This window comes from Xanthobacteraceae bacterium (assembly GCA_019454205.1).
Taxonomy (GTDB): domain Bacteria; phylum Pseudomonadota; class Alphaproteobacteria; order Rhizobiales; family Xanthobacteraceae.
This window is the reverse complement of sequence record CP075369.1, coordinates 2,936,915-2,956,277: the sequence shown is the minus strand read 5'-3', so window position 1 is coordinate 2,956,277 and position 19,363 is coordinate 2,936,915. Positions and strand designations below refer to the sequence as shown.

Here is a 19,363-nt window from a genome sequence, read left to right as displayed (position 1 = left end):
TTATTTTTTCGTTTGTTCGATTTCCGCGACGATAGTCTCGGCGGCAGCCTTCGGGTCTTCGGCCGCGAGAATCGGACGGCCGATCACCATGTAATCCGCGCCGGCCTTGATCGCATCGGACGGCGTCATGATCCGTTTCTGGTCACCCTTCGCACTGCCCGCGGGGCGAATACCCGGCGTGACCAGCAGCATCTTCTCTCCGACCTTGCGGCGAATGTCGGCGGCTTCCGCCGGCGAGCAAACCAGACCGTCGATGCCGATGGCGCTTGCCTGCGCCGCGCGGCGCGCGACCAGTTCGGGCACGGTCGCGCTATAGCCTGCATCGTTCAGGTCGTTATCGTCCCATGACGTGAGCACGGTCACGGCCAGCACTTTCAGTCCGCTGTTGCCGCGCCCTTCCACCGCCGCGCGCATGGTTTGCGGAAACGCGTGCACGGTCAGGAACGTCACGCCAAGTTGTGCCGCGCGTTCGGTCGCGCGCATGACGGTGTTGCCGATGTCGTGCAGCTTCATGTCGAGGAAGACTTTCTTCCCGCCCTGCACGAGGTCTTCGGCAAGCGAGAGGCCGCCCGCCATCACCAATTCGTAGCCGATCTTGTAGAAGCTCGCGGAATCGCCGAGCGCCCACACCGCCTTCTCGGCTTCCGCCACGTCCGGCACGTCGAGGGCGACGATCACGCGGTCGCGCGCGGAGACGTTTGCGCTCACGGCAACTTCCCCGCGACGTCGATCAGCTTTTGCAAGGAGTTGACCAGCATCTTCTGCGTGCGCTCGTCTTTCAGCGCGCCGCGCTCGTCGAACGCGCTGCCCGCGCCCGCGACGGATACTTGTTCGGGCAGTACCAGTGCGCCGAGACCCAGTTCGAGAATCTGCCGGAGATTCATCAACGCCCGGTAGCCGCCAAGGCGTCCATCGGAAGTCGCCGCAATCGAGAATACGCAGGATTTGTACGGGTCGGGCTTCTCGCGCACGCGCGAAACCCAGTCGATCGTATTTTTCAGGAGCGGCGGAACGGATGCGTTGTATTCCGGCGTGACGATATAGATGCCGTGATGCTCCGCCATCGCGGCCTGCAGTTTCTTCGCGTTTTCCGGCTGGCCTTCACGCGCTTCGCGGTCGGCGTCGTAGATCGGCATTTCATAGTCGGTGAGCGAGATCAGGTTCGCCTCCGCGCCAAGCACCGCAAGTTCGCGGGCAACATGCGCGGCGAGTTGGCCACTGAACGCGCCGGTACGGATCGAACCGGCGAAAACGAGAATACGTTTCTGCACCGTCATTTTGCGCGATAGGTCCATACTTGCGCGGGCGGGAGATTCCACCATACGCGCTTCGAAGCCGAGGTTTCGTACAAATCCGATTGCAGCGGCAGCGGCGAGTTCGCGCCGTAAGTGAACTGGATAAACGGCGCGCCGGGACGCAGCATCCGCATCGTACTCTCGATCAAACGCTTGCGCTGCTCATGCGGAAAGTTCAGGAGCGGCAGGCTCGACACGACGGCCGCGAACGGCGGCGCCGCATGCCCTTTCAGGGTTTCCTCGAGCGCGAAGGCATCACCCTGCACCACGTTCACCAGCGGGAAGCGAACGAACAGAAGATCGCAAAACTTCTTCTCGAACTCGACCAGCACGAGCCGCTTCGGCTCGATGCCGCGATCCACCAGCGCCTTCGTGACCGGGCCGGTGCCGGGTCCGAGTTCGACGATCGGTCCTTCGACGGCAGGATCGACGATGGCCGCCATGGTGCGCGCAAGCGCGGGACCGGAAGGCGCAACTGCGCCGACACCTTTCGGATTGAGCAGCCAGGAGAATAAAAAGCGCGCCTGATCGCCGAGCCGCGAGCCGCTGAATTCCGCTCCGGTGGGCGACGACATCCGCGTACCTCTGCTTACTCAGGCTATGGAAAAGCCGTACGTCCCGCGCCTAGCGCGGTCAAGCGCTCAACTGAAGAGGTCGCGCACTTTGGCGAAGAAGCCCGCGGATTCGGGATGCGTATCCTTGGTGCTTTCGCGGTCGAACTCGCGCAGCAGTTCCTTCTGCCGCTTGGTGAGCTTCTGCGGCGTCTCGACCACGACCTGCACGACCATGTCGCCACGCGCCCGCGAACGCAGTACCGGCATGCCCTTGCCGCCGAGGCGAAGACGCTTCCCCGATTGCGTGGCTTCGGGAATTTTTACCTTGGTGCGGCCGCCGTCGATGGTAGGCACTTCGAATTCGCCGCCGAGCGTCGCGGTCACCATCGAGACCGGCACGCGGCAATAGAGGTCCGCGCCGTCGCGCTGGAACATCGCGTGCTGCGTCACCGTGAGGAAAATGTAGAGATCGCCGTTGCCGCCGCCACGCGCACCGGCCTCGCCCTCGCCGGCAACGCGGATGCGCGTTCCATCCTCGACGCCGGCCGGGATCGGCACTTCGAGCGTGCGCTCCTTCTGCACGCGGCCGGCACCGGAGCAGGCCTTGCAGGGGTCCTGCACGATTGCGCCACGGCCCTGACAGGAAACGCAGGTACGCTCCAGCGTGAAGAAACCCTGTGCATGACGCACACGGCCCGAACCGCCACAGGTCTTGCACTGCACCGGCTGCGTACCGGCTTTCGCGCCCGTGCCGGAGCAGACCTCGCAGGTCACGTTGGTCGGCATCTCGATGGTCGCGGTCTTGCCGTTGAACGCTTCCTCCAGCGAGATTTCGAGATTGTAGCGAACGTCCGCGCCGCGCTCGCGTCCGCCGGACCGCGCGCGGCGGCCGAGACCGCCGAACAGATCATCGAAAATATCGGAGAAGGCAGAAGTGAAATCACCGCCGAAACCGCCCGGCCCGCCCGCGCCGCCGTTCTCGAACGCACCGTGACCGTAGCGGTCGTAGGCCGCGCGCTTCTGCGGATCCTTCAGGCAGTCATAGGCTTCGTTGATTTCCTTGAACCTCGCTTCGCAATCCTTGTCGCCCGGATTTTTGTCCGGATGCCATTGCATCGCGAGCTTGCGGAAAGAGGTCTTGATTTCGCTATCGGTCGCCGTGCGCGTGACGCTCAGGACTTCGTAGTAGTCGCGCTTGGACATTATCCGGTACCGCTCAGAAAAATGGCCTTCGTCCGCTGCGGGTTTGCGCTGCTTTGGACGAAGGCCATCCGTTTCACTCTAGTTCGGTCCGCGCTTACGCGGACTTTTTCTGGTCGCCCTTGTCGTTCTTGTCGTCCTTCACTTCCGTGAATTCCGCATCGACGACATCGTCCTTCTGGGCGTCGGCGCCCGCAGTGGCGTTGCCCGCGTTCTGCTGCGCGGCGTACATCGCTTCGCCGAGTTTCATGGACGACTGCGCGAGCGCGTTGGTCTTGGCCTTGATATCCTCGCCGTTGTCGCCCTTCAGCGCTTCCTTGAGGTCGTTCAGGGCCGACTCGATCGAGGACTTGGTGCCGGCATCGACCTTGTCGCCGTGCTCGCCGAGCGACTTCTCGGTCGCGTGGACGAGCGCTTCGCCCTGGTTCTTGGCTTCCACCAGTTCGCGCCGCGCCTTGTCTTCGGTCGCGTGCAGTTCGGCGTCTTTCACCATCTTCTCGATGTCGGCGTCCGACAGACCGCCGGATGCCTGGATGCGGATCTGCTGCTCCTTGCCGGTGCCCTTGTCCTTCGCCGCCACGTTGACGATGCCGTTGGCGTCGATGTCGAAGGTGACTTCGATCTGCGGCACGCCGCGCGGCGCGGGCGGAATGCCGACGAGGTCGAACTGGCCGAGCAGCTTGTTGTCGGCCGCCATCTCGCGCTCGCCCTGGCTGACGCGGATGGTGACGGCGCCCTGATTGTCTTCCGCGGTCGAGAACACCTGCGATTTCTTGGTCGGGATCGTGGTGTTGCGCTCGATCAGGCGGGTGAATACGCCGCCGAGCGTTTCGATGCCGAGCGAGAGCGGAGTGACGTCCAGCAACAGCACGTCCTTGACGTCGCCCTGCAACACGCCCGCCTGCACCGCGGCGCCGATCGCGACCACTTCGTCCGGGTTGACGCCCTTGTGCGGCTCCTTGCCGAAGAACTGCTTCACGACTTCCTGCACCTTCGGCATGCGGGTCATGCCGCCGACGAGCACGACTTCATGGATGTCGCCCGCCGAAAGGCCGGCGTCTTTCAGCGCGAGGCGGCACGGCTCGACCGTCTTCTGGATGAGGTCGTCGACCAGCGCCTCGAACTTGGCGCGGGTCAGCTTCATGGTGAGATGCTTCGGACCGGACGCATCCGCCGTGATGAACGGCAGGTTGATTTCGGTCTGCGTGGCGGAGGACAGTTCGATCTTCGCCTTTTCGGCGGCTTCCTTCAGACGCTGGAGCGCGAGCTTGTCCTTGCGCAGGTCGATGCCCTGCTCTTTCTTGAACTCGTCCGCGAGATAGCCGACCAGGCGCATGTCGAAGTCTTCGCCGCCGAGGAAGGTGTCGCCGTTGGTCGACTTCACCTCGAACACGCCGTCGCCGATTTCGAGAATGGAAATATCGAAGGTGCCGCCGCCGAGATCGTATACGGCGATCATGCCCTGCTTCTGCTTGTCGAGGCCGTAGGCCAGTGCAGCCGCGGTCGGCTCGTTGATGATGCGCAGCACTTCGAGGCCCGCGATCTTGCCGGCATCCTTGGTGGCCTGACGCTGCGCGTCGTTGAAGTAGGCGGGAACGGTGATGACGGCCTTCTCGACCTTGGAGCCGAGATAGGCTTCCGCCGTCTCCTTCATCTTCTGCAGGATGAAAGCGGAGACCTGCGAAGGCGAATACTTCTGGCTACCATCGGAGAGCCAGGCGTCGCCGTTGTCGCCCTTCACGATCTGATAAGGGACGAGCTTCTTGTCCTTCTCGACCATCGGGTCGTCGTAGCGGCGGCCGATCAGGCGCTTTACGGCGAAGAAGGTCTTTTCCGGATTGGTTACGGCCTGACGCTTCGCAGGCTGGCCAACGAGGCGCTCGCCGTCATTGGTAAACGCGACGATGGACGGCGTGGTGCGCGCGCCCTCGGCGTTCTCGAGAACTTTCGGCGTCGTGCCGTCCATGACGGCGACGCAGGAATTGGTGGTACCGAGGTCGATTCCGATGACCTTGGACATGGCTTACCTCTCATTTCCGGCAGGCCGACCGGGTCCTGATCAGGCACCCTGTGGAAACGGGTTTCGCACCGTTTCCCCTCGGCCCCCGCGTTGGGGATTTGCCGCGGTAATTCCCGCGGCTGTTCGCGAGGCATATAGGCAGGGGGCCTATATGCCGCAAGGCTTTCTGGCCCCTAAAGCTTGGTCGAATCCCGTCCCGGCCGGGGACGGTAAAGGGGAAGCGTCCAGCCCCAGACCAGCGTTCCGGCGCGCACAAGGAAGGCAACCAGAAACCCCGCCGTGGCCCCGGTCCAGAACGGCGCACCGGCCAGCGCCAGCAGGACGAAGGTCAGCGCCCCGGCAAAGGCGCAGGTGATGTAGAGGTCGCCCCGGAGAATGACGGAAGGCTCGCCCGCCAGCACGTCGCGAATCACGCCGCCGAAAGTCGCGGTCAGGATACCGAGCGCCAGCGCATCCGCCGCCGACGCGCCGACCGCAAGCGTCTTCGCTGCGCCCACCACCGCGTAGGCCGCAAGCCCGACCGCGTCGGCCCACAGCAGCACACGATAGCGCGACTCGAGCAGATGCGCGGTGAAGAAAACCGCGACCGACATTGCCAGCGGAATGGCGAGATACAGGGGATGCCGCACCCAGAACACAGGCACGTCGAGCAGAATGTCGCGAAGCGTGCCGCCGCCCAGCGCGGTGATGGTCGCAAAGAAGACAAAGGCCACGATGTCGAGTTGCTTGCGCGAAGCGGCGAGCGCGCCGGTCGCGGCGAAGAGGGCGATGCCGGTGTAGTCGAGAATCTGGAGAAACAGGGAAAGCTGGGTCATAGGCTCGAACGGAATTAGACGGCCAACCCATCGCTGGGTAGAAGGAAACGCGCGATGCGCGGGGACAATAGGGGCGGGATCGCATGAGCGCCAGCAGGCATCACTCGAAGGGACAGGAGGTCGTCGCCGGCCTGACCACGTTCGCGGCGATGTCCTACATCATGTTCACCAACCCGCTGATCCTGAAAGACGCGGGGATGCCGGCCGGCCCGGTATTCCTGTGGACCTGCATCACCGCCGCCGCCGCATCCTTCATGGCGGGCTGGCGGCTGAACACGCCGACCGCCATGGCCTGCGGCATGGGCCTCAATCTTTTCGTCGCGGACTACGCGATCAAGCGCGGCGTGCCCTGGCCCTATCTCCTGCTCACCTGCAGCCTTGTGGCAATCGCGGTGCTCGCGCTTTCGATCCGGCTGCAACGCGGGCAACCTTCATGGCGGCAGAAACTCATCACCGACATTCCCCCGGAAATCTTCGCCGCCATCAAGGGCGGCATCGGCGCGCTGCTGGCGGAGGCCGCGATCCGCGAGATCAAATCGCTGAGCGAGCGCGTCGAGTTCTGGAAGGTGATCCTCGCTTTCGCAGCCGGCGTGCTGGTGATCGTGGTGATGAAGTGGCTTTACGCCACGAAGGTCGATGCGCTGAAGCCCAGACAGCAACCGGGAAATGCTTTGCGGCTTCTCGATTCCGCGCCCTTCATCGTTTCCATCGCTGTGATGATCCCGTTCGCGCTGGCGCTGGGGCTGACGCAATCGCTTGCGCCGGAGCCGCAGCTTTACTGGGTATGGGGCGAGAAGGGACTCGGCTGGTTCGACAGAACGCCGGATCACCTGCTGGAGCTTTGCGTCGTGTTCGCGGCTGCTGCGTTCTTCGTGCTGCTGCTCGATATCGCGGGCAGCCCCTATGAGTATGTGACCTCGGAAGAAGAAGGGAAAAAGCTCTCCCCCGAAACGAAAGAAGCGATCATCGACCGCAGCCTGAAAATCGATTCGGTCGCCAACGTGCTGGCCCCGGTCGCGGGCGTGACGCCGCTCGTTTATTACGCCGAGAACCACGCAGGCTGGAAAGCCTACGGCAAGACCGGCCTTGTCGCGCAGGTGGCGGCGGCCTGCTTCGCCGTCTTCGCCATCATCGCGATCATCTCGATTTCGCTCGGACGCGGCATCACCGAGTTCATCCCGAAGTTCGCGATCATGCCGACGCTGTTCTTCATCGGCCTTCTGGTCACCGCGGAATCCTTCGTGCCGCCGGTGCCCACGCCCGGCTCAAAAGAAAAAAAGAAGAAAGAGACGCCGACGGGAAGGATTCTCTATTTCGTGCCCGCGGCGCTGACGGTCGTGATGGTTCCCGCCACGCGCTTCGACTATGCGCTCGCGGCGGGCATCCTCAGCCACGCCGTGATTTCGATTTTCCCCGAAAGCTATATCGGCACCAAGCGCGCGAGTTCGAACGCGCTGATCGGCATCTACATCGCCGCGTTCATCGTGCTGGTGCTCAGCCTGCGATAGCTGCTGCCTGTAGTTCTATTTGCGGCGCAGGATCAGAATATCGTCGATGACGGCAAGCTCGCGATACTTCGCGAGTTCGTTTGCCAGCGCCGCATCGGCGTTGGCCCATTTCAGCCAGTCGAAACGGATACGATCGACGAGGATGATGTCGGGCCGCTCGCGGGCAATGTCCTCGACCAGCATGGCGCGGTCGCGCGCCTCGAAGGATTTGAGCCGCGCGATTTCCGCGGCATCGTTCGTTTGCAGTTGCAGGATCAGCGAACCGGCCGCGATCCACTGGCTGCATACGCGCCCTACCCATTTTCCGTTCAGCGCCCTCGTCAGCGGATGGCCGACTGCGATGTCGGAGGAGATGGCGAGAATTTTCGGGTTCTTCACGTTCGCGCGGATGGGATCGAGCAGCGCGCGCGTATCCACATGGAAACTCATCCAGAGGAAGGCCGCGGCGGCAAGCAGCCCGGTCAGCGCCGCCGCGCCGAGGCGCTTGCCGCGTTCGCCGGGCGATTCTTCTTTCATGTCGAGCGGCCAGCGTTGCACGAAAGCAATCGCCACCGCTGCCACGATCAACGCCAGCATCGGGTACGAGTGATAGGCCCAGCCTTTCAACTGCGCGTAATACGAGATCGAGAAACCTGCCGCCGCGGCGAGCAGAACCGAATACGGCGCCGCGAGCATCGCGCGGCCCTTTAGCATCCAGATCGTCAGGAGCGCGAGCGCGAAAACCGGCGTCGCGAAATGAACCAGAAACTTCCAGAGTTCGGCGCGCACGGGAAGATAGATCGCGGAGACGAGCGGCAGCACGTCGGAAATGAATACCGGATACGCGAGCCAGACCAGCGTGGCGTAAGCGATGGCCATTGCGGCCGCGACCCAGTTTTCCGGAGCGAACAATACGCGCCAGTCGCGCGTCGAAGCCGCAGCAGCAGCGGACGCAAACACAATTCCGAATACGAGATGCGGCTTGATGACAACCGTGATGCCTGCGCCGACCCCTGCGATCAAAGCAAACATCAGCGCGGGAGATTTTCCCGCAGACCGGGCGGCATAGACCGCAAGCGCAGGCATGAAAGTGATCAGCGCCACATGCTCTCGCTGCGCGAAGGCCTGTGCGGGCAGAATCAAAAGGGCGGCAGCGAACAGCGCGGCCAGTCGCGAGGCTGCGTCTTCCGAAAACAGTTTCGCCTGCCGCGTGATCGCGCCCGCGATTAAAAGCGCGATGCCGGTACCGACGAACACCAGCGCACCGACAACAAACTCCGGCGAAAGATGCAGCAGCCGAGCGAGTGCGACCGCGGGCAGATAGATCAGGATCGAGGCGGGCGGATTGACTTCGAGAATGTCGCGGTAAGGCTGCGCGCCATCCAGCACCTTCTCGCCGACCGTAATCAGCCAGCTCACATCCGCGGTGGTCGGAAATATCGCGCGCACCAGCAATGCGATTACGAGAACCATGAGCAGCGGCGCATGGAGGCGGAAAAATCCGCGCAGCGATTCGATATTGCTTGCGGGCGCGGCCCGCACGCCACCCGTCGCGAGCGGCGGCATGGTCAGACCTCGCCGCAGGTCATGTATTGCGCGCCGAGCGGCGTCCACGAGAACGCGCGCTCGACGGCGCGCGCCGCGCGGTTGGCCCACGGCAACATCAGGAAGAAATCGGTCTCGATGTTCTTCAGCCCGGCTTCCTGCATGAGGCTCATGGTCTTGCTCGAACGCAGCAGGACCGCGTCGGCATCGAACTCGCAGCGATTCACCGCGATGCGGGTCAGCGGATTCCACGGATTATGCTCGATGATGCAGACGAGCCCGCCGGGGCGGATCACGCGCTTCATCTCGTTCATGAAACGCTGCCACTGCATCGGCGGAACGTGGTGCATCACGCAGATCGCGCTCACGAAATCGAATGACTTGTCCCAATAGGGAATCGCGGCGCCGTCATAGGAGACATATTCCACGTCGCGCTTCGCGGCCATCGCCTGTTCGATGCTTTTCGGCGAAATGTCCACGCCGCAGTAGCGCGTGAAGTATTGGCGCACATAGGGATGAAACGCGCCGACGCCGCAGCCGACATCGAGGCCGTCCGGCTTCGTATGCTCGCCGAAATGCGCGGCGATGCGCGCGCGCATCAGATCAGCCTTCGCCTGCAAGAAGAAATCGTGCTTCAGGCCGGAGAAGTCGATCGAGCCTTGCACGACCTGTCCATAGGAGCGGTCGTAATTGTCGAACAATTGGGTCATGCGGCCCTCACATCGTCGCGCGATGCTTTTTCTTCCGCGCGGAAGCCAACTTTCTTCGCGACGACATAGAGCGGGCGGCGCTTCACTTCCGCATGGATGCGGCCGACATAAAGACCGACCATGCCGGTCAGCAGCATGTTCAGCCCGCACAGGAACGAGACGATCACCACCGTCGAGGTCCAGCCGCGCACCACGCTGTCGCTGAACAGCCCGGCGAAGATCGAATAGACGCCGTAGAGCACCGCGAGCGCCGATACGGCGGCGCCGCACCAGATCGCGGCCTTCAGCGGCGCGTCGGAGAAACTCACCACGCCGTTCACGGCGAGGCGCACCATTTTCCAGAACGGATACTTTGTTTCGCCCGCTGCGCGCGCGGGGCGATGGAACGCGACTTCCGTTTGCTTGAAGCCGAGCCACGCGAACATGCCGCGCACGAAGCGGTCGCGCTCCGGCATTTCGCGGAACGCTTCCAGCACCTTGCGGTCGATCAGGCGGAAATCGCCAACGTCGCGCGGAATGTCGATCGAGGAAAGTTTGCCGAGCAGGCGATAGAAAATCGCCGCGGTTTTTTTCTTGAAGGCGCTTTCGCCGTCGCGCGAGAGTCTGCGCGCCTGCACGATGTCGTAGCCTTCCTTCCAGCGCGCGATCATCTCAAGGATCACTTCCGGCGGATCCTGCAGGTCGGCATCCATCACGATGATGGCGTCGCCGGCCGCGACATCCATGCCCGCGGTGATCGCGATCTGGTGGCCGAAGTTGCGCGAGAGGCGAATGAAGCGAATGCGCGGATCGTCCTTCGCCTTCGCTTCGAGTATAATGGAAGAAGTGTCGCGCGAGCCGTCGTCCACGAAGATTGCTTCCGCCTTCGCGTCGAGCTGCGCGAGCAGCGTGTTCAACCGGTGCAGCAACAAGGGCAGCACGGCTTCTTCGTTGTAGACGGGGATGACCAGGCTGTAGCGGACGCCTTCGGTCGGATTCGGGATCATCAGCGCGTTCCGGCTCGGGCGGCGAAGTTGCCCGAACTTAGTGAAGCGCCGTTAACAAGCTGTTTCGGAAAAGGACCGGAAAAACCGCCTGAAATCAGGCGGTTTTATCGACTTCGGCGCCTTCCGTGGGGGCGGCTTTCGGACCGCCCTTGGCGACCCCGACCATCGCCGGGCGCAGCACGCGCTCGCCGATGCCGTAGCCGGGCTGCACCACCTGCACCACCGTTCCGGCCGGAACCGACTCGTCGGGAACCTCGAACATGGCTTGGTGGAAGTTCGGATCGAACTTCTGGCCCTTCGGGTCGATGCGTTTCACGCCGTGCTTTTCGAGGGACTTCAGAAGCTCGCGGCCGGTAAGATCGACCCCGTCGAGGAGCGAGCGCAACGTGCCTTCGGCGGCCTCGCGCGCCATCGGATCGACCGCGTCGAGCGCACGGCCCAGATTGTCGGCGACATTCAGCATGTCGCGGGCGAAACCTGCGATGGAATAGTTGCGCGCATCCGCCACGTCGCGCTCGGCACGGCGGCGGGTGTTTTCCATTTCGGCATGGGCGCGCAGGTACTTGTCTTTCAGCTCCGCAGCCTGCGCTTCCAGTTTCACGACCTGCGCTTCGAGCTGGGTGCGCTCGTCGATATAGGCGCCCTGCGGCGCATTCTCGTTCGCCGCGCCGGGCCGCCCTTCAGCCGTATGTTCTGCCGGTTTTTTGGTTTCGTCCTGCATCGCCGGGTTCTGTAATTCGCGAGATATGGCCCGCATATCAGGTCGCGGGCCGGAAAAATCAAGTTTTCAAGCGCGGCTAATTGCCGAGGAGCTTGCTCACCACCTGCGCGGTGTAATCCACCATCGGGATCACGCGGGCATAGTTGAGCCGGGTCGGGCCGATCACGCCGAGCACGCCGACCACCCTGCCCTCGCTGTTGCGGTAGGGCGCAACGATGGTGGAGGAGCCGGACAGCGAGAACAGCTTGTTCTCGGAGCCGATGAAGATGCGTAGGCCCTCGGCTTCTTCCGCCTTGCCGAGCAAATCCGCGACCTCGCCCTTCTGTTCCAGATCGTCGAACAGAAGCCGGATGCGCTCCAGATCCTCTGCCGCCTTCAGGTCTTCCAGCAGCTTCGCGTGGCCGCGCACGATCAGGCGGCGCGAACCGGCGTCGCCGCCGGACCAGCTTGCCAGTCCCGCCGAAACGATGCGCTGCGTAAGTTCGTCGAGTTCGGCTTTCGCCGCCGTGAGCGAGCGCTCCAGTTCGGATTTCACCTCGCCGAGCGTGCGGCCGCGGATGCGGGCGCTGAGAAAATTGGTGGCCTCGACCAGCGCGGAATCCGGCACGTCCTTCGGCAGATCGAGCAGCCGGTTCTCGACATGGCCGTCCTCGGAAACCAGCACCGCGAGCGCACGGCCGCGATCGAGCCGCACGAACTCGATCTGCTTCAGGCGCGGATTGGTTTTCGTTGCGGTCACGACGCCCGCGCCGCGCGAGAGGCCGGAGAGCATGGTGGACGCCTGCCCCAGCACCTCGTCGAGGGTGCCGCCGCGCGCCGCCTTCACCTGCGCCTCGATCTTGTGGCGCTCGGTTTCGGCGAGGTCGCCGATTTCGAGCAGCGCATCGACGAAGAAGCGCAGGCCCCGCTCTGTGGGAAGGCGGCCCGCGCTGGTATGCGGCGAATAGATCAGTCCCGCGCCTTCGAGGTCCGCCATCACGTTTCGCACCGAGGCGGGCGAGAGCGTCATCGGGATGATGCGCGCAACATTGCGCGAGCCGACCGGCTCGCCGGTCGCGAGATAGGACTCGACGATGCGCTTGAAAATCTCGCGCGAGCGCTCGTCCAGCTCGCGCAGGCTCTGGCCGGCAGGGCGGATCGGGATTTCGGCGGACAAGCGCGGCTCCGGTTCCAAAACGCTAAAGTCTTGCCGAATCTGGCGCTTTCACAGGGTCGCGGCAAGGGCGAACTGCCTCTTTGCTTTCTTGTTTGCTTGCTTGCGCCCGCGCCCTGCCCCTACAAGGACCGCGAATCGAAACGGAGAGAAATCATGCGGCCGAGCGGGCGGGCGAACGACGAGATGCGGGCGGTATCCTTCGAGCGCGGCTATTCGCGCCATGCGGAAGGCTCCTGCCTCGTGCGCTTCGGCGACACGCATGTGCTCGTCACCGCTTCGCTGGAAGAGCGGCTGCCGCCGTGGCTGAAGGGACAGGGCCGCGGCTGGGTGACGGCGGAATACGGGATGCTGCCGCGCTCGACGCATGACCGCACGCGGCGCGAAGCGGCGGGCGGCAAGCAGTCGGGACGCACGCTGGAAATCCAGCGCCTGATCGGACGTTCGCTGCGCACCGTCACCGATCTCGTTGCTCTGGGCGAACGCCAGATCACGCTCGACTGCGACGTGATCCAGGCGGACGGCGGCACGCGCACCGCGTCGATCACCGGCGCATGGATTGCGCTCTACGACTGCATCGCGTGGATGAAGAAGCGCGGCATGATCACAAAGCCCGTGCTGACCGATCAGGTGGCGGCGATCTCCTGCGGCATCGTCGAGGGCACGCCGGTGCTCGACCTCAACTACGAGGAAGACTCCAGCGCCGAGACCGACATGAACCTGGTCATGACCGGCTCAGGCGGCATCATCGAGATTCAGGGCACCGCCGAGAAAAAACCGTTCACCAACGAAGAAATGAACGCGCTGATCGAACTGTCGCGGAACGGCATCCGCAAGCTGGTTGATCTCCAGAAGACGACGGTCGCGTAGCGAAATGGCGCGCAAACTTTCCGGACGAGTCGTGCTTGCGACCCACAATGCCGGGAAGCTGAAGGAAATGCGCGAACTGCTCGCGCCCCACGGCGTCGAGGTCGTCTCCGCCGGAGAACTGGGGCTGCCGGAGCCGGAAGAAAACGGCACGACATTCGAGGCCAACGCGCGCATCAAGGCGGAAGCCGCCGCGAAGGCCGCGAACCTTCCCGCCTTCGCGGATGATTCCGGCCTGACGGTGGACGCGCTGAACGGCGCGCCGGGGATCTACTCCGCGCGCTGGGCGGGATCGTCGAAGAATTTTTCGCAGGCCATGCGCATTGTCGAGGAAAAGCTGCACGAAGCGAACGCGAAGACGCCCGCGCAGCGCAAGGCCGCGTTCGTTTCCGCGTTGTGTGTCGCGTGGCCCGATGGCGAGACGGTTACGTTCGAAGGCCGCGTGGACGGCACGCTGGTCTGGCCGCCGCGCGGGACCGCCGGCTTCGGCTACGACTCGATGTTCCTTCCCGACGGAAAGGAAAAAACCTTCGGCGAGATGACGGCGGAAGAAAAACACGGCCTGCCGCCGCACGGCGAAGGGCTGTCGCATCGCGCGCGCGCGTTCCTCAAACTCGCGGAGGCGTGCCTTGGCTGATGCCTTCGGCGTCTACGTGCACTGGCCGTTCTGCCTCGCGAAGTGCCCGTACTGCGATTTCAACTCGCATGTGCGCCACGAGAAGCCGGACGAAGCGCGCTATGCACGCGCGATCGCAACCGAACTCGCCTACATAAAGCCGCGCACGGCCTCGCGCGAAGTAAGCAGTATTTTCTTCGGCGGCGGCACGCCCTCGCTGATGCAGCCCTCTACCGTGCAGCACGTACTCGACGAAATCGCGAAGCACTGGACGATTTCAAAGGACGTCGAGATTACGCTGGAAGCGAACCCGACCAGCGTGGAAGCGGAACGCTTCCGCGGCTATCGCGCGGTAGGCGTGAATCGCGTTTCGCTCGGCGTGCAGGCGCTCAACGATATTTCGCTGAAGAACCTCGGCCGCATGCATACGGCAAGCGAAGCGCTCGCCGCGGTGCAGGTCGCGCGCGAAAACTTCCCACGCATTTCCTTCGACCTCATCTATGCGCGGCCGGACCAGTCGCCGCAGGCTTGGCGCGACGAACTGGCGAAGGCGCTTACCTTCGCGCCCGAACATCTCTCGCTGTATCAGCTCACCATCGAGCCGGGCACGGCGTTCGAACTCCTGCATCGCGCAGGAAAACTGGTGACGCCCGACGCCGATACTTCGCGCGCCCTGTGGGACGTGACGCAGGAACTATGCGAAGCGCGCGCGATGCCGGCCTACGAGATTTCCAATCACGCCGTTGCCGGCGCGGAGTCGCGGCATAATCTCGTCTACTGGCGCTATCAGGAATATGCGGGCACGGGACCGGGCGCGCATGGACGGATCGGCGCCGATGGCGCGCGTATCGCGACCGCGACCGAAAAAAATCCTGAACGCTGGCTCGCGCAGGTCGAGCAGCAAGGTCACGGGCTGGTCGAGGAAGAAAAGCTCTCTCAACTCGAACAGGCCGACGAGATGCTGGTGATGGGCCTGCGGCTTGCGGAAGGCATCGACGTCGCGCGCTTCGAGAAGCTCACCGGCGTTTCGCTGAACGAGGAGCGCATGACGTTTCTGGAGAGCGAAGGCCTGATCGAGCGCGGCGCGAACGCAAGGCTGCGGGTAACGCCTTCGGGCTTTCCGTTGTTAGACGCAATAGTTGCAGACTTGGCAGCGTAGTTCGCTTTATTTTTGCGCGTGGCCTTATCCGAAAACCGGTATCCACTTTTCGGGGTCGCGCGCTGACGCGATCGTCGCCGATCTGGCCGCTTGAAAAATTAAAGTGCAGCGCTCGTATTGAAGTTCGGCGGCGCAGCCTGCACGGTGCGCGCGCCGCCGCCGCGGATTTCCATGATCGAGAGCGAGCGCTCGCAGGTGCCGTCGTTGCGGAAGCGGAACACGCCGTCCACGCCCGCAAAGCCGGAACGGCTGGTCAGCACATCCTCGGAAAAGCGATTGGGGCCTTGCGTCTTCACAAGCTGTGCCACCAGCGACACCGCGTCGTAGGCGAGGCTCGCGGTGCGCGCGGGCGCATTGCCGTAACGCGCCTGATAGCGTTGCGCGAAGCCGCGGAAACCCTCCGTCGCGGGCGCAGCAAACCACGCTCCTTCGAGGTCGCGGTTCGTAAATACATTCTGGTCGTCCCACAATCCGGTGCCGAGCATCTGCACGCGCTTCGTGTTGACGCCACTCGCATTCAGCGCCGCGACGATGGTGGCGGTCGCCTCCGCACCGTCGCCGATCAGGAACATGTCGGCCATGCGTGCGCTCGTGCTGGCGCGGCGCGCGGCCGCCTGCATTTCGGAAACGCTGTTCGGATAGCGCTGCAACGTGATGACGTTGATCTTGTACTGGCTGCCGTATTGCTTGATCGCACCTTCGACCACGTTGCCGTAGGCATTGTCGGGCACGAAGGCGATCATCGATTTCTTGCCGCGCGCGGCGGCATAGGAAATCACGCGGTCGACATCGTTCTCCGGCTGGAAGCTGAGCAGATAAATGCCTCGCGCCGCAACGTTGGTGTCGGTCGAGAACGCGATCATCGGCACGCTGCGATTGCGCGTGATCTGGCCGGCGGAAGCGACCGCGTGGCTGAACAGCGGGCCGAGCATGATCTCCGCGCCTTCGGAGATCGCGGCCTGCGCCGCATTCTGCGCGCCCTGCGCGGTGCCGCCGTCGTCCTTGACCATGAGCTGAATATTCGGATTGGCGAATTCGGCGAGCGCAAGCTCGGCGGCGTTGCGCATGGACTGCGCGGCGGCGCCCGCATTGCCGGAACCGCTCAGCGAAAGAATGAGTCCGACGCGGATATTGCCTTGCCCGATATTCTGCAGCGGCTGGACTTCGATCTGGTTATTGGTCGGGTTGGCATCTGCATTCGGCGACATCGGCGAGCGGTCGTCCATGATGCTCGACATCGTCGAGCAGCCGGTGACGAGCGCGGAAGCGCCGAGCAGCAACGCGGTACGGCGCGACAGCATGGCTGCGCTCCATTCCGGCCTGTTCGGGTCTGTCTTGTTCCGCACGCTACTCGCCTCTCGCCCGCTGCCAGGGGCAATCTGGGGGACGCTGGCGTCCCTGTCAAAAACCGCTTAAGCCTTGATAAGCCTGCGATTTATTGCCTCGTCAGGATCTCGGGCGGGATTCTCCGCGAAGCCGATTAAGAAATCATGCACCATGATGCGATGGGCGACAGACGCAGTTCCAAAGAGGCGGAAGTGAGACCGGCGGATACGGCGAAACCCGCCCGCCTTGCTCCTGGTCTTTATGTGGTCGCGACCCCGATCGGCAACCTCCGCGACATCACGTTGCGCGCACTCGATGTGCTGCGCGCGGCAAGCCTCGTGTTATGCGAGGACACGCGCGTCACGCGAAAACTGTTCGAGCGGCATCAGGTCAATACGAAGCTGCTCGCCTATCACGACCACAACGCCGAAAGCGTGCGGCCGCGCGTGCTGAAGGAGCTGGAGGAGGGCGCTGCCATCGCGCTCGTTTCCGACGCAGGCACGCCGCTCGTTTCCGATCCGGGTTACAAGCTGGTCGCGGCCGCAATCGAAGCGGGGCATAAAATATTTCCTGTGCCCGGCGCTTCGGCCGCGCTTGCCGCGCTGGTCGCGGCGGGATTGCCGACGGATCGTTTTTTCTTCGAGGGTTTTTTGCCGCCCAAATCCGGCGCGCGGAAATCGCGGCTTGTCGAGCTGCAGAAAATTCCGGCGACGCTGGTGTTCTACGAGAGCGGACCGCGGCTCGCAGAATCGCTTGCCGACATGAGCGCCACGCTCGGCGCGCGCGAAGCCGCGGTATGCCGCGAGCTGACGAAGGCCTTCGAGGAAATCCGTCGCGGCACGCTGGCCATACTTGCCGCGCATTACACTGAGACGGGCGCGCCGAAAGGCGAGATCGTGGTGATCGTTTCGCCGCCCGGCGAAGAAGCTGTCATCGACGACGCCGCCCTCGATGCAAAAATCGAATCCGCGCTGAAAAAGCTTTCGCTGAAAGACGCGGCGGCCGCGATTGCGGCCGAGACCGGCTTGCCGCGCAAGGGAATCTATGCGCGTGCGCTGGCGTTGGCCGAGAAAAAGAAATGACAACCCCGACGAGCGCGAAGCGGAACCCCGATACCAAGCGCAAGGACGCCTTCCTGCGCGGCGTCTCGGCGGAAGGGCGCGCTTCGCTTTATCTCGCGGCAAAAGGCTACCGCACGCTGGCGCGGCGTTGGAAAAGCCCGGCCGGCGAGATCGACCTCGTGGTGAAGCGCGGCAAGCTGATCGTGTTCGTGGAAGTGAAGACCCGCGCCACGCTCGATTCGGCAGCCGAGTCCGTGCTGCCCCGGCAGCGCAGGCGCATCACCGCCGCGGCAGAAGCCTGGCTGGCAACGCATCCCGGGCATACGAGCCATGATTTACGTTTCGACGTGGTGCTGATTGCACCGAAGCGGCTTCCGCGTCATATCGAGGCGGCATTCGAGGCCGAGTACTGAACGCGGAGGCGGATTTGGCACTGAAAGTCGCCGTCCAGATGGACCCGATCGAGCGGATCAAGATCGCGGGCGATTCCACCTTTGCGATGCTGCTGGAAGCCCAGAGCCGCGGCCACGCGCTCTCTTATTATACGCCGGACAGGCTCTCGCTTTCCGAGGGGAAACTTTACGCAGGCGTGCAGGCGCTCAGCGTGCGCGACAAGGCCGGCGATCATTTCACGCTGGGCGCGCCCGTGCGCACCCACCTCTCCACGTTCGACGTGATCCTGCTCCGGCAGGATCCGCCGTTCGACATGAATTACATCACGACGACGCATCTTCTGGAAAAGCTCGATCCCGGCACGCTGGTCGTGAACAACGCCGCTTCGGTGCGTAACGCGCCGGAGAAAATGTTCGTGATGGAATTCGGCGACCTCATGCCGCCGACGCTGATCACGCGCGACCTCGAGGAGATCAAGGCGTTCCGCGCGAAGCACAAGGACATCGTGATGAAGCCGCTCTACGGCAAGGGCGGCGAAAGCGTGTTCCGTGTCGCGCCGGACGACCTCAACTTCGGTTCGCTCTACGACCTGTTCTCGGTGACCTTTCGCGAAGCCTGGGTGGTGCAGAAATTCCTTCCCGAAGTGAAGGACGGCGACAAGCGCATCATTCTCGTCGACGGCGAATTCGCGGGCGCGGTGAACCGCGTTCCGGCGGAAGGCGACCTGCGCTCCAACATGGTGCGCGGCGGCTCGCCGAAGAAAACCGATCTCAGTCCGCGCGAACGCGAAATCTGCGACCGGCTCGGACCCGAACTGAAAAAGCGCGGCCTCATCTTCACCGGCATCGACGTGATCGCCGGCTGGCTCACCGAAATTAACGTCACGTCCCCCACCGGCATCCGCGCGATCAAGAACCTCGGCGGGCCGGATGTGGCGGCGATGCTGTGGGACACGATCGAGAACAAGCGCAAATGAACATGCAGAACAACACGGCGCAGGCCGCGCCCGCCGGGTTCGTCGAAATCCGTTTCGACTCGGTGGAAAACTTCATCACCCATACCGGCGCGCTATACGGCAAGCGCGACGGCGACAAACTGGTGCTCGGCTTTCGCGTCGCGCGTCATCATTGCAACATCGGCGGCGTGTGCCACGGCGGCATGTTGATGACCTTCGCCGACATGCTGCTCAGCCTCGGCGCGCGCTTCGAATCCGAGAGCGAGTTCGGCTTCATGCCGACGGTGAGCATGACCGCGGATTTCCTCGCACCCGCGCCGCTCGGTGCGTGGGTGGAAGGCCGCACAGATCTTCTGCGCGCGACCCGTAATTTCCTGTTCGTGCAATGCCTGATCACGTCGAACGGCGCGCCCGCGCTGCGCGCGAGCGGCATCATGAAAAGCGCCGGCGCTCCCGCGGAAGTAAAAGGGCTGCCGAACCTGCGCGCGCTCCTGAAGTAG

20 protein-coding genes are annotated in these 19,363 nt (G+C 63.6%); 8 read left to right on the top strand and 12 right to left on the bottom strand.

The window, feature by feature from the left end; all coding sequences use genetic code 11:
- The 6 genes from pyrF to KF794_14955 all read right to left on the bottom strand — a co-directional run bounded on the left by pyrF (position 1) and on the right by KF794_14955 (position 5,884).
- The gene (gene pyrF, locus KF794_14980; protein ID QYK45029.1) at positions 1-708 is read right to left on the bottom strand and encodes an orotidine-5'-phosphate decarboxylase; all 708 of its coding nucleotides are present in this window, start codon (positions 706-708) and stop codon (positions 1-3) included.
- Positions 705-1,277: an NAD(P)H-dependent oxidoreductase gene (locus tag KF794_14975; GenBank protein ID QYK45028.1), complete on the bottom strand. Its 573-nt coding sequence runs from the start codon at positions 1,275-1,277 to the stop codon at positions 705-707. The genes pyrF and KF794_14975 overlap by 4 nt, the downstream gene beginning before the upstream one ends.
- Positions 1,274-1,870: a methyltransferase domain-containing protein gene (locus tag KF794_14970; GenBank protein QYK45027.1), complete on the bottom strand. Its 597-nt coding sequence runs from the start codon at positions 1,868-1,870 to the stop codon at positions 1,274-1,276. Before KF794_14970 ends, KF794_14975 begins: the two co-directional genes overlap by 4 nt.
- A gap of 66 nt (positions 1,871-1,936) precedes the next feature.
- Positions 1,937-3,052: a molecular chaperone DnaJ gene (gene dnaJ / locus KF794_14965; protein QYK45026.1), complete on the bottom strand. Its 1,116-nt coding sequence runs from the start codon at positions 3,050-3,052 to the stop codon at positions 1,937-1,939.
- A gap of 94 nt (positions 3,053-3,146) precedes the next feature.
- Complete coding sequence (gene dnaK, locus KF794_14960) at positions 3,147-5,069, bottom strand: molecular chaperone DnaK (GenBank protein ID QYK45025.1); 1,923 nt, start codon at positions 5,067-5,069, stop codon at positions 3,147-3,149.
- Between the two features lie 173 nt (positions 5,070-5,242).
- Positions 5,243-5,884, bottom strand: coding sequence for a trimeric intracellular cation channel family protein (locus KF794_14955; GenBank protein QYK45024.1), 642 nt, complete (start codon positions 5,882-5,884; stop codon positions 5,243-5,245).
- Positions 5,885-5,967: 83 nt separating this feature from the next.
- Between KF794_14955 and KF794_14950 the strand changes: the two genes are divergently transcribed.
- The gene (locus KF794_14950; protein ID QYK45023.1) at positions 5,968-7,392 is read left to right on the top strand and encodes a hypothetical protein; all 1,425 of its coding nucleotides are present in this window, start codon (positions 5,968-5,970) and stop codon (positions 7,390-7,392) included.
- Between the two features lie 15 nt (positions 7,393-7,407).
- Here the strand turns inward: KF794_14950 and KF794_14945 are convergent, their stop codons facing one another.
- The 5 genes from KF794_14945 to hrcA all read right to left on the bottom strand — a co-directional run bounded on the left by KF794_14945 (position 7,408) and on the right by hrcA (position 12,489).
- Positions 7,408-8,937 (bottom strand): hypothetical protein, encoded by a 1,530-nt coding sequence (locus tag KF794_14945; protein QYK45022.1) that lies wholly within the window; start codon positions 8,935-8,937, stop codon positions 7,408-7,410.
- A 2-nt stretch (positions 8,938-8,939) separates the two neighbouring features.
- Positions 8,940-9,626: a class I SAM-dependent methyltransferase gene (locus KF794_14940; protein QYK45021.1), complete on the bottom strand. Its 687-nt coding sequence runs from the start codon at positions 9,624-9,626 to the stop codon at positions 8,940-8,942.
- On the bottom strand, positions 9,623-10,612 hold the full coding sequence (locus KF794_14935) for a glycosyltransferase family 2 protein (GenBank protein ID QYK45020.1): 990 nt from the start codon (positions 10,610-10,612) through the stop codon (positions 9,623-9,625). The genes KF794_14940 and KF794_14935 overlap by 4 nt, the downstream gene beginning before the upstream one ends.
- A 94-nt stretch (positions 10,613-10,706) precedes the next feature.
- Positions 10,707-11,333: a nucleotide exchange factor GrpE gene (gene grpE, locus KF794_14930; protein QYK46729.1), complete on the bottom strand. Its 627-nt coding sequence runs from the start codon at positions 11,331-11,333 to the stop codon at positions 10,707-10,709.
- Between the two features lie 76 nt (positions 11,334-11,409).
- Positions 11,410-12,489 (bottom strand): heat-inducible transcriptional repressor HrcA, encoded by a 1,080-nt coding sequence (hrcA, locus tag KF794_14925; GenBank protein QYK45019.1) that lies wholly within the window; start codon positions 12,487-12,489, stop codon positions 11,410-11,412.
- Between the two features lie 153 nt (positions 12,490-12,642).
- Between hrcA and rph the strand changes: the two genes are divergently transcribed.
- From rph to KF794_14910, 3 genes are read left to right on the top strand one after another with little or no spacing between them, the layout of a single operon-like run.
- Positions 12,643-13,356 (top strand): ribonuclease PH, encoded by a 714-nt coding sequence (gene rph / locus KF794_14920; GenBank protein ID QYK45018.1) that lies wholly within the window; start codon positions 12,643-12,645, stop codon positions 13,354-13,356.
- Between the two features lie 4 nt (positions 13,357-13,360).
- Positions 13,361-13,990 carry an RdgB/HAM1 family non-canonical purine NTP pyrophosphatase gene (rdgB, locus tag KF794_14915; GenBank protein ID QYK45017.1) on the top strand — a complete coding sequence of 210 codons (630 nt, stop codon included), beginning with the start codon at positions 13,361-13,363 and terminating at the stop codon, positions 13,988-13,990.
- On the top strand, positions 13,983-15,128 hold the full coding sequence (locus tag KF794_14910) for a coproporphyrinogen III oxidase (GenBank protein ID QYK45016.1): 1,146 nt from the start codon (positions 13,983-13,985) through the stop codon (positions 15,126-15,128). Before rdgB ends, KF794_14910 begins: the two co-directional genes overlap by 8 nt.
- Positions 15,129-15,226: 98 nt before the next feature.
- On the opposite strand, the gene KF794_14905 is transcribed toward KF794_14910, so the two are convergent.
- A complete protein-coding gene (locus KF794_14905; GenBank protein ID QYK45015.1) occupies positions 15,227-16,429 on the bottom strand; it encodes a penicillin-binding protein activator in 1,203 nt (400 codons plus the stop codon).
- Between the two features lie 204 nt (positions 16,430-16,633).
- On the opposite strand from KF794_14905, the gene rsmI reads away from it, so the two are divergent.
- From rsmI to KF794_14885, 4 genes are read left to right on the top strand one after another with little or no spacing between them, the layout of a single operon-like run.
- Positions 16,634-17,536: a 16S rRNA (cytidine(1402)-2'-O)-methyltransferase gene (gene rsmI, locus KF794_14900; GenBank protein ID QYK45014.1), complete on the top strand. Its 903-nt coding sequence runs from the start codon at positions 16,634-16,636 to the stop codon at positions 17,534-17,536.
- A complete protein-coding gene (locus tag KF794_14895) occupies positions 17,533-17,928 on the top strand; it encodes a YraN family protein (protein QYK45013.1) in 396 nt (131 codons plus the stop codon). Before rsmI ends, KF794_14895 begins: the two co-directional genes overlap by 4 nt.
- Before the next feature lie 14 nt (positions 17,929-17,942).
- The gene (gene gshB / locus KF794_14890) at positions 17,943-18,884 is read left to right on the top strand and encodes a glutathione synthase (GenBank protein ID QYK45012.1); all 942 of its coding nucleotides are present in this window, start codon (positions 17,943-17,945) and stop codon (positions 18,882-18,884) included.
- Positions 18,885-18,886: 2 nt separating this feature from the next.
- Positions 18,887-19,363: a PaaI family thioesterase gene (locus tag KF794_14885; GenBank protein QYK45011.1), complete on the top strand. Its 477-nt coding sequence runs from the start codon at positions 18,887-18,889 to the stop codon at positions 19,361-19,363.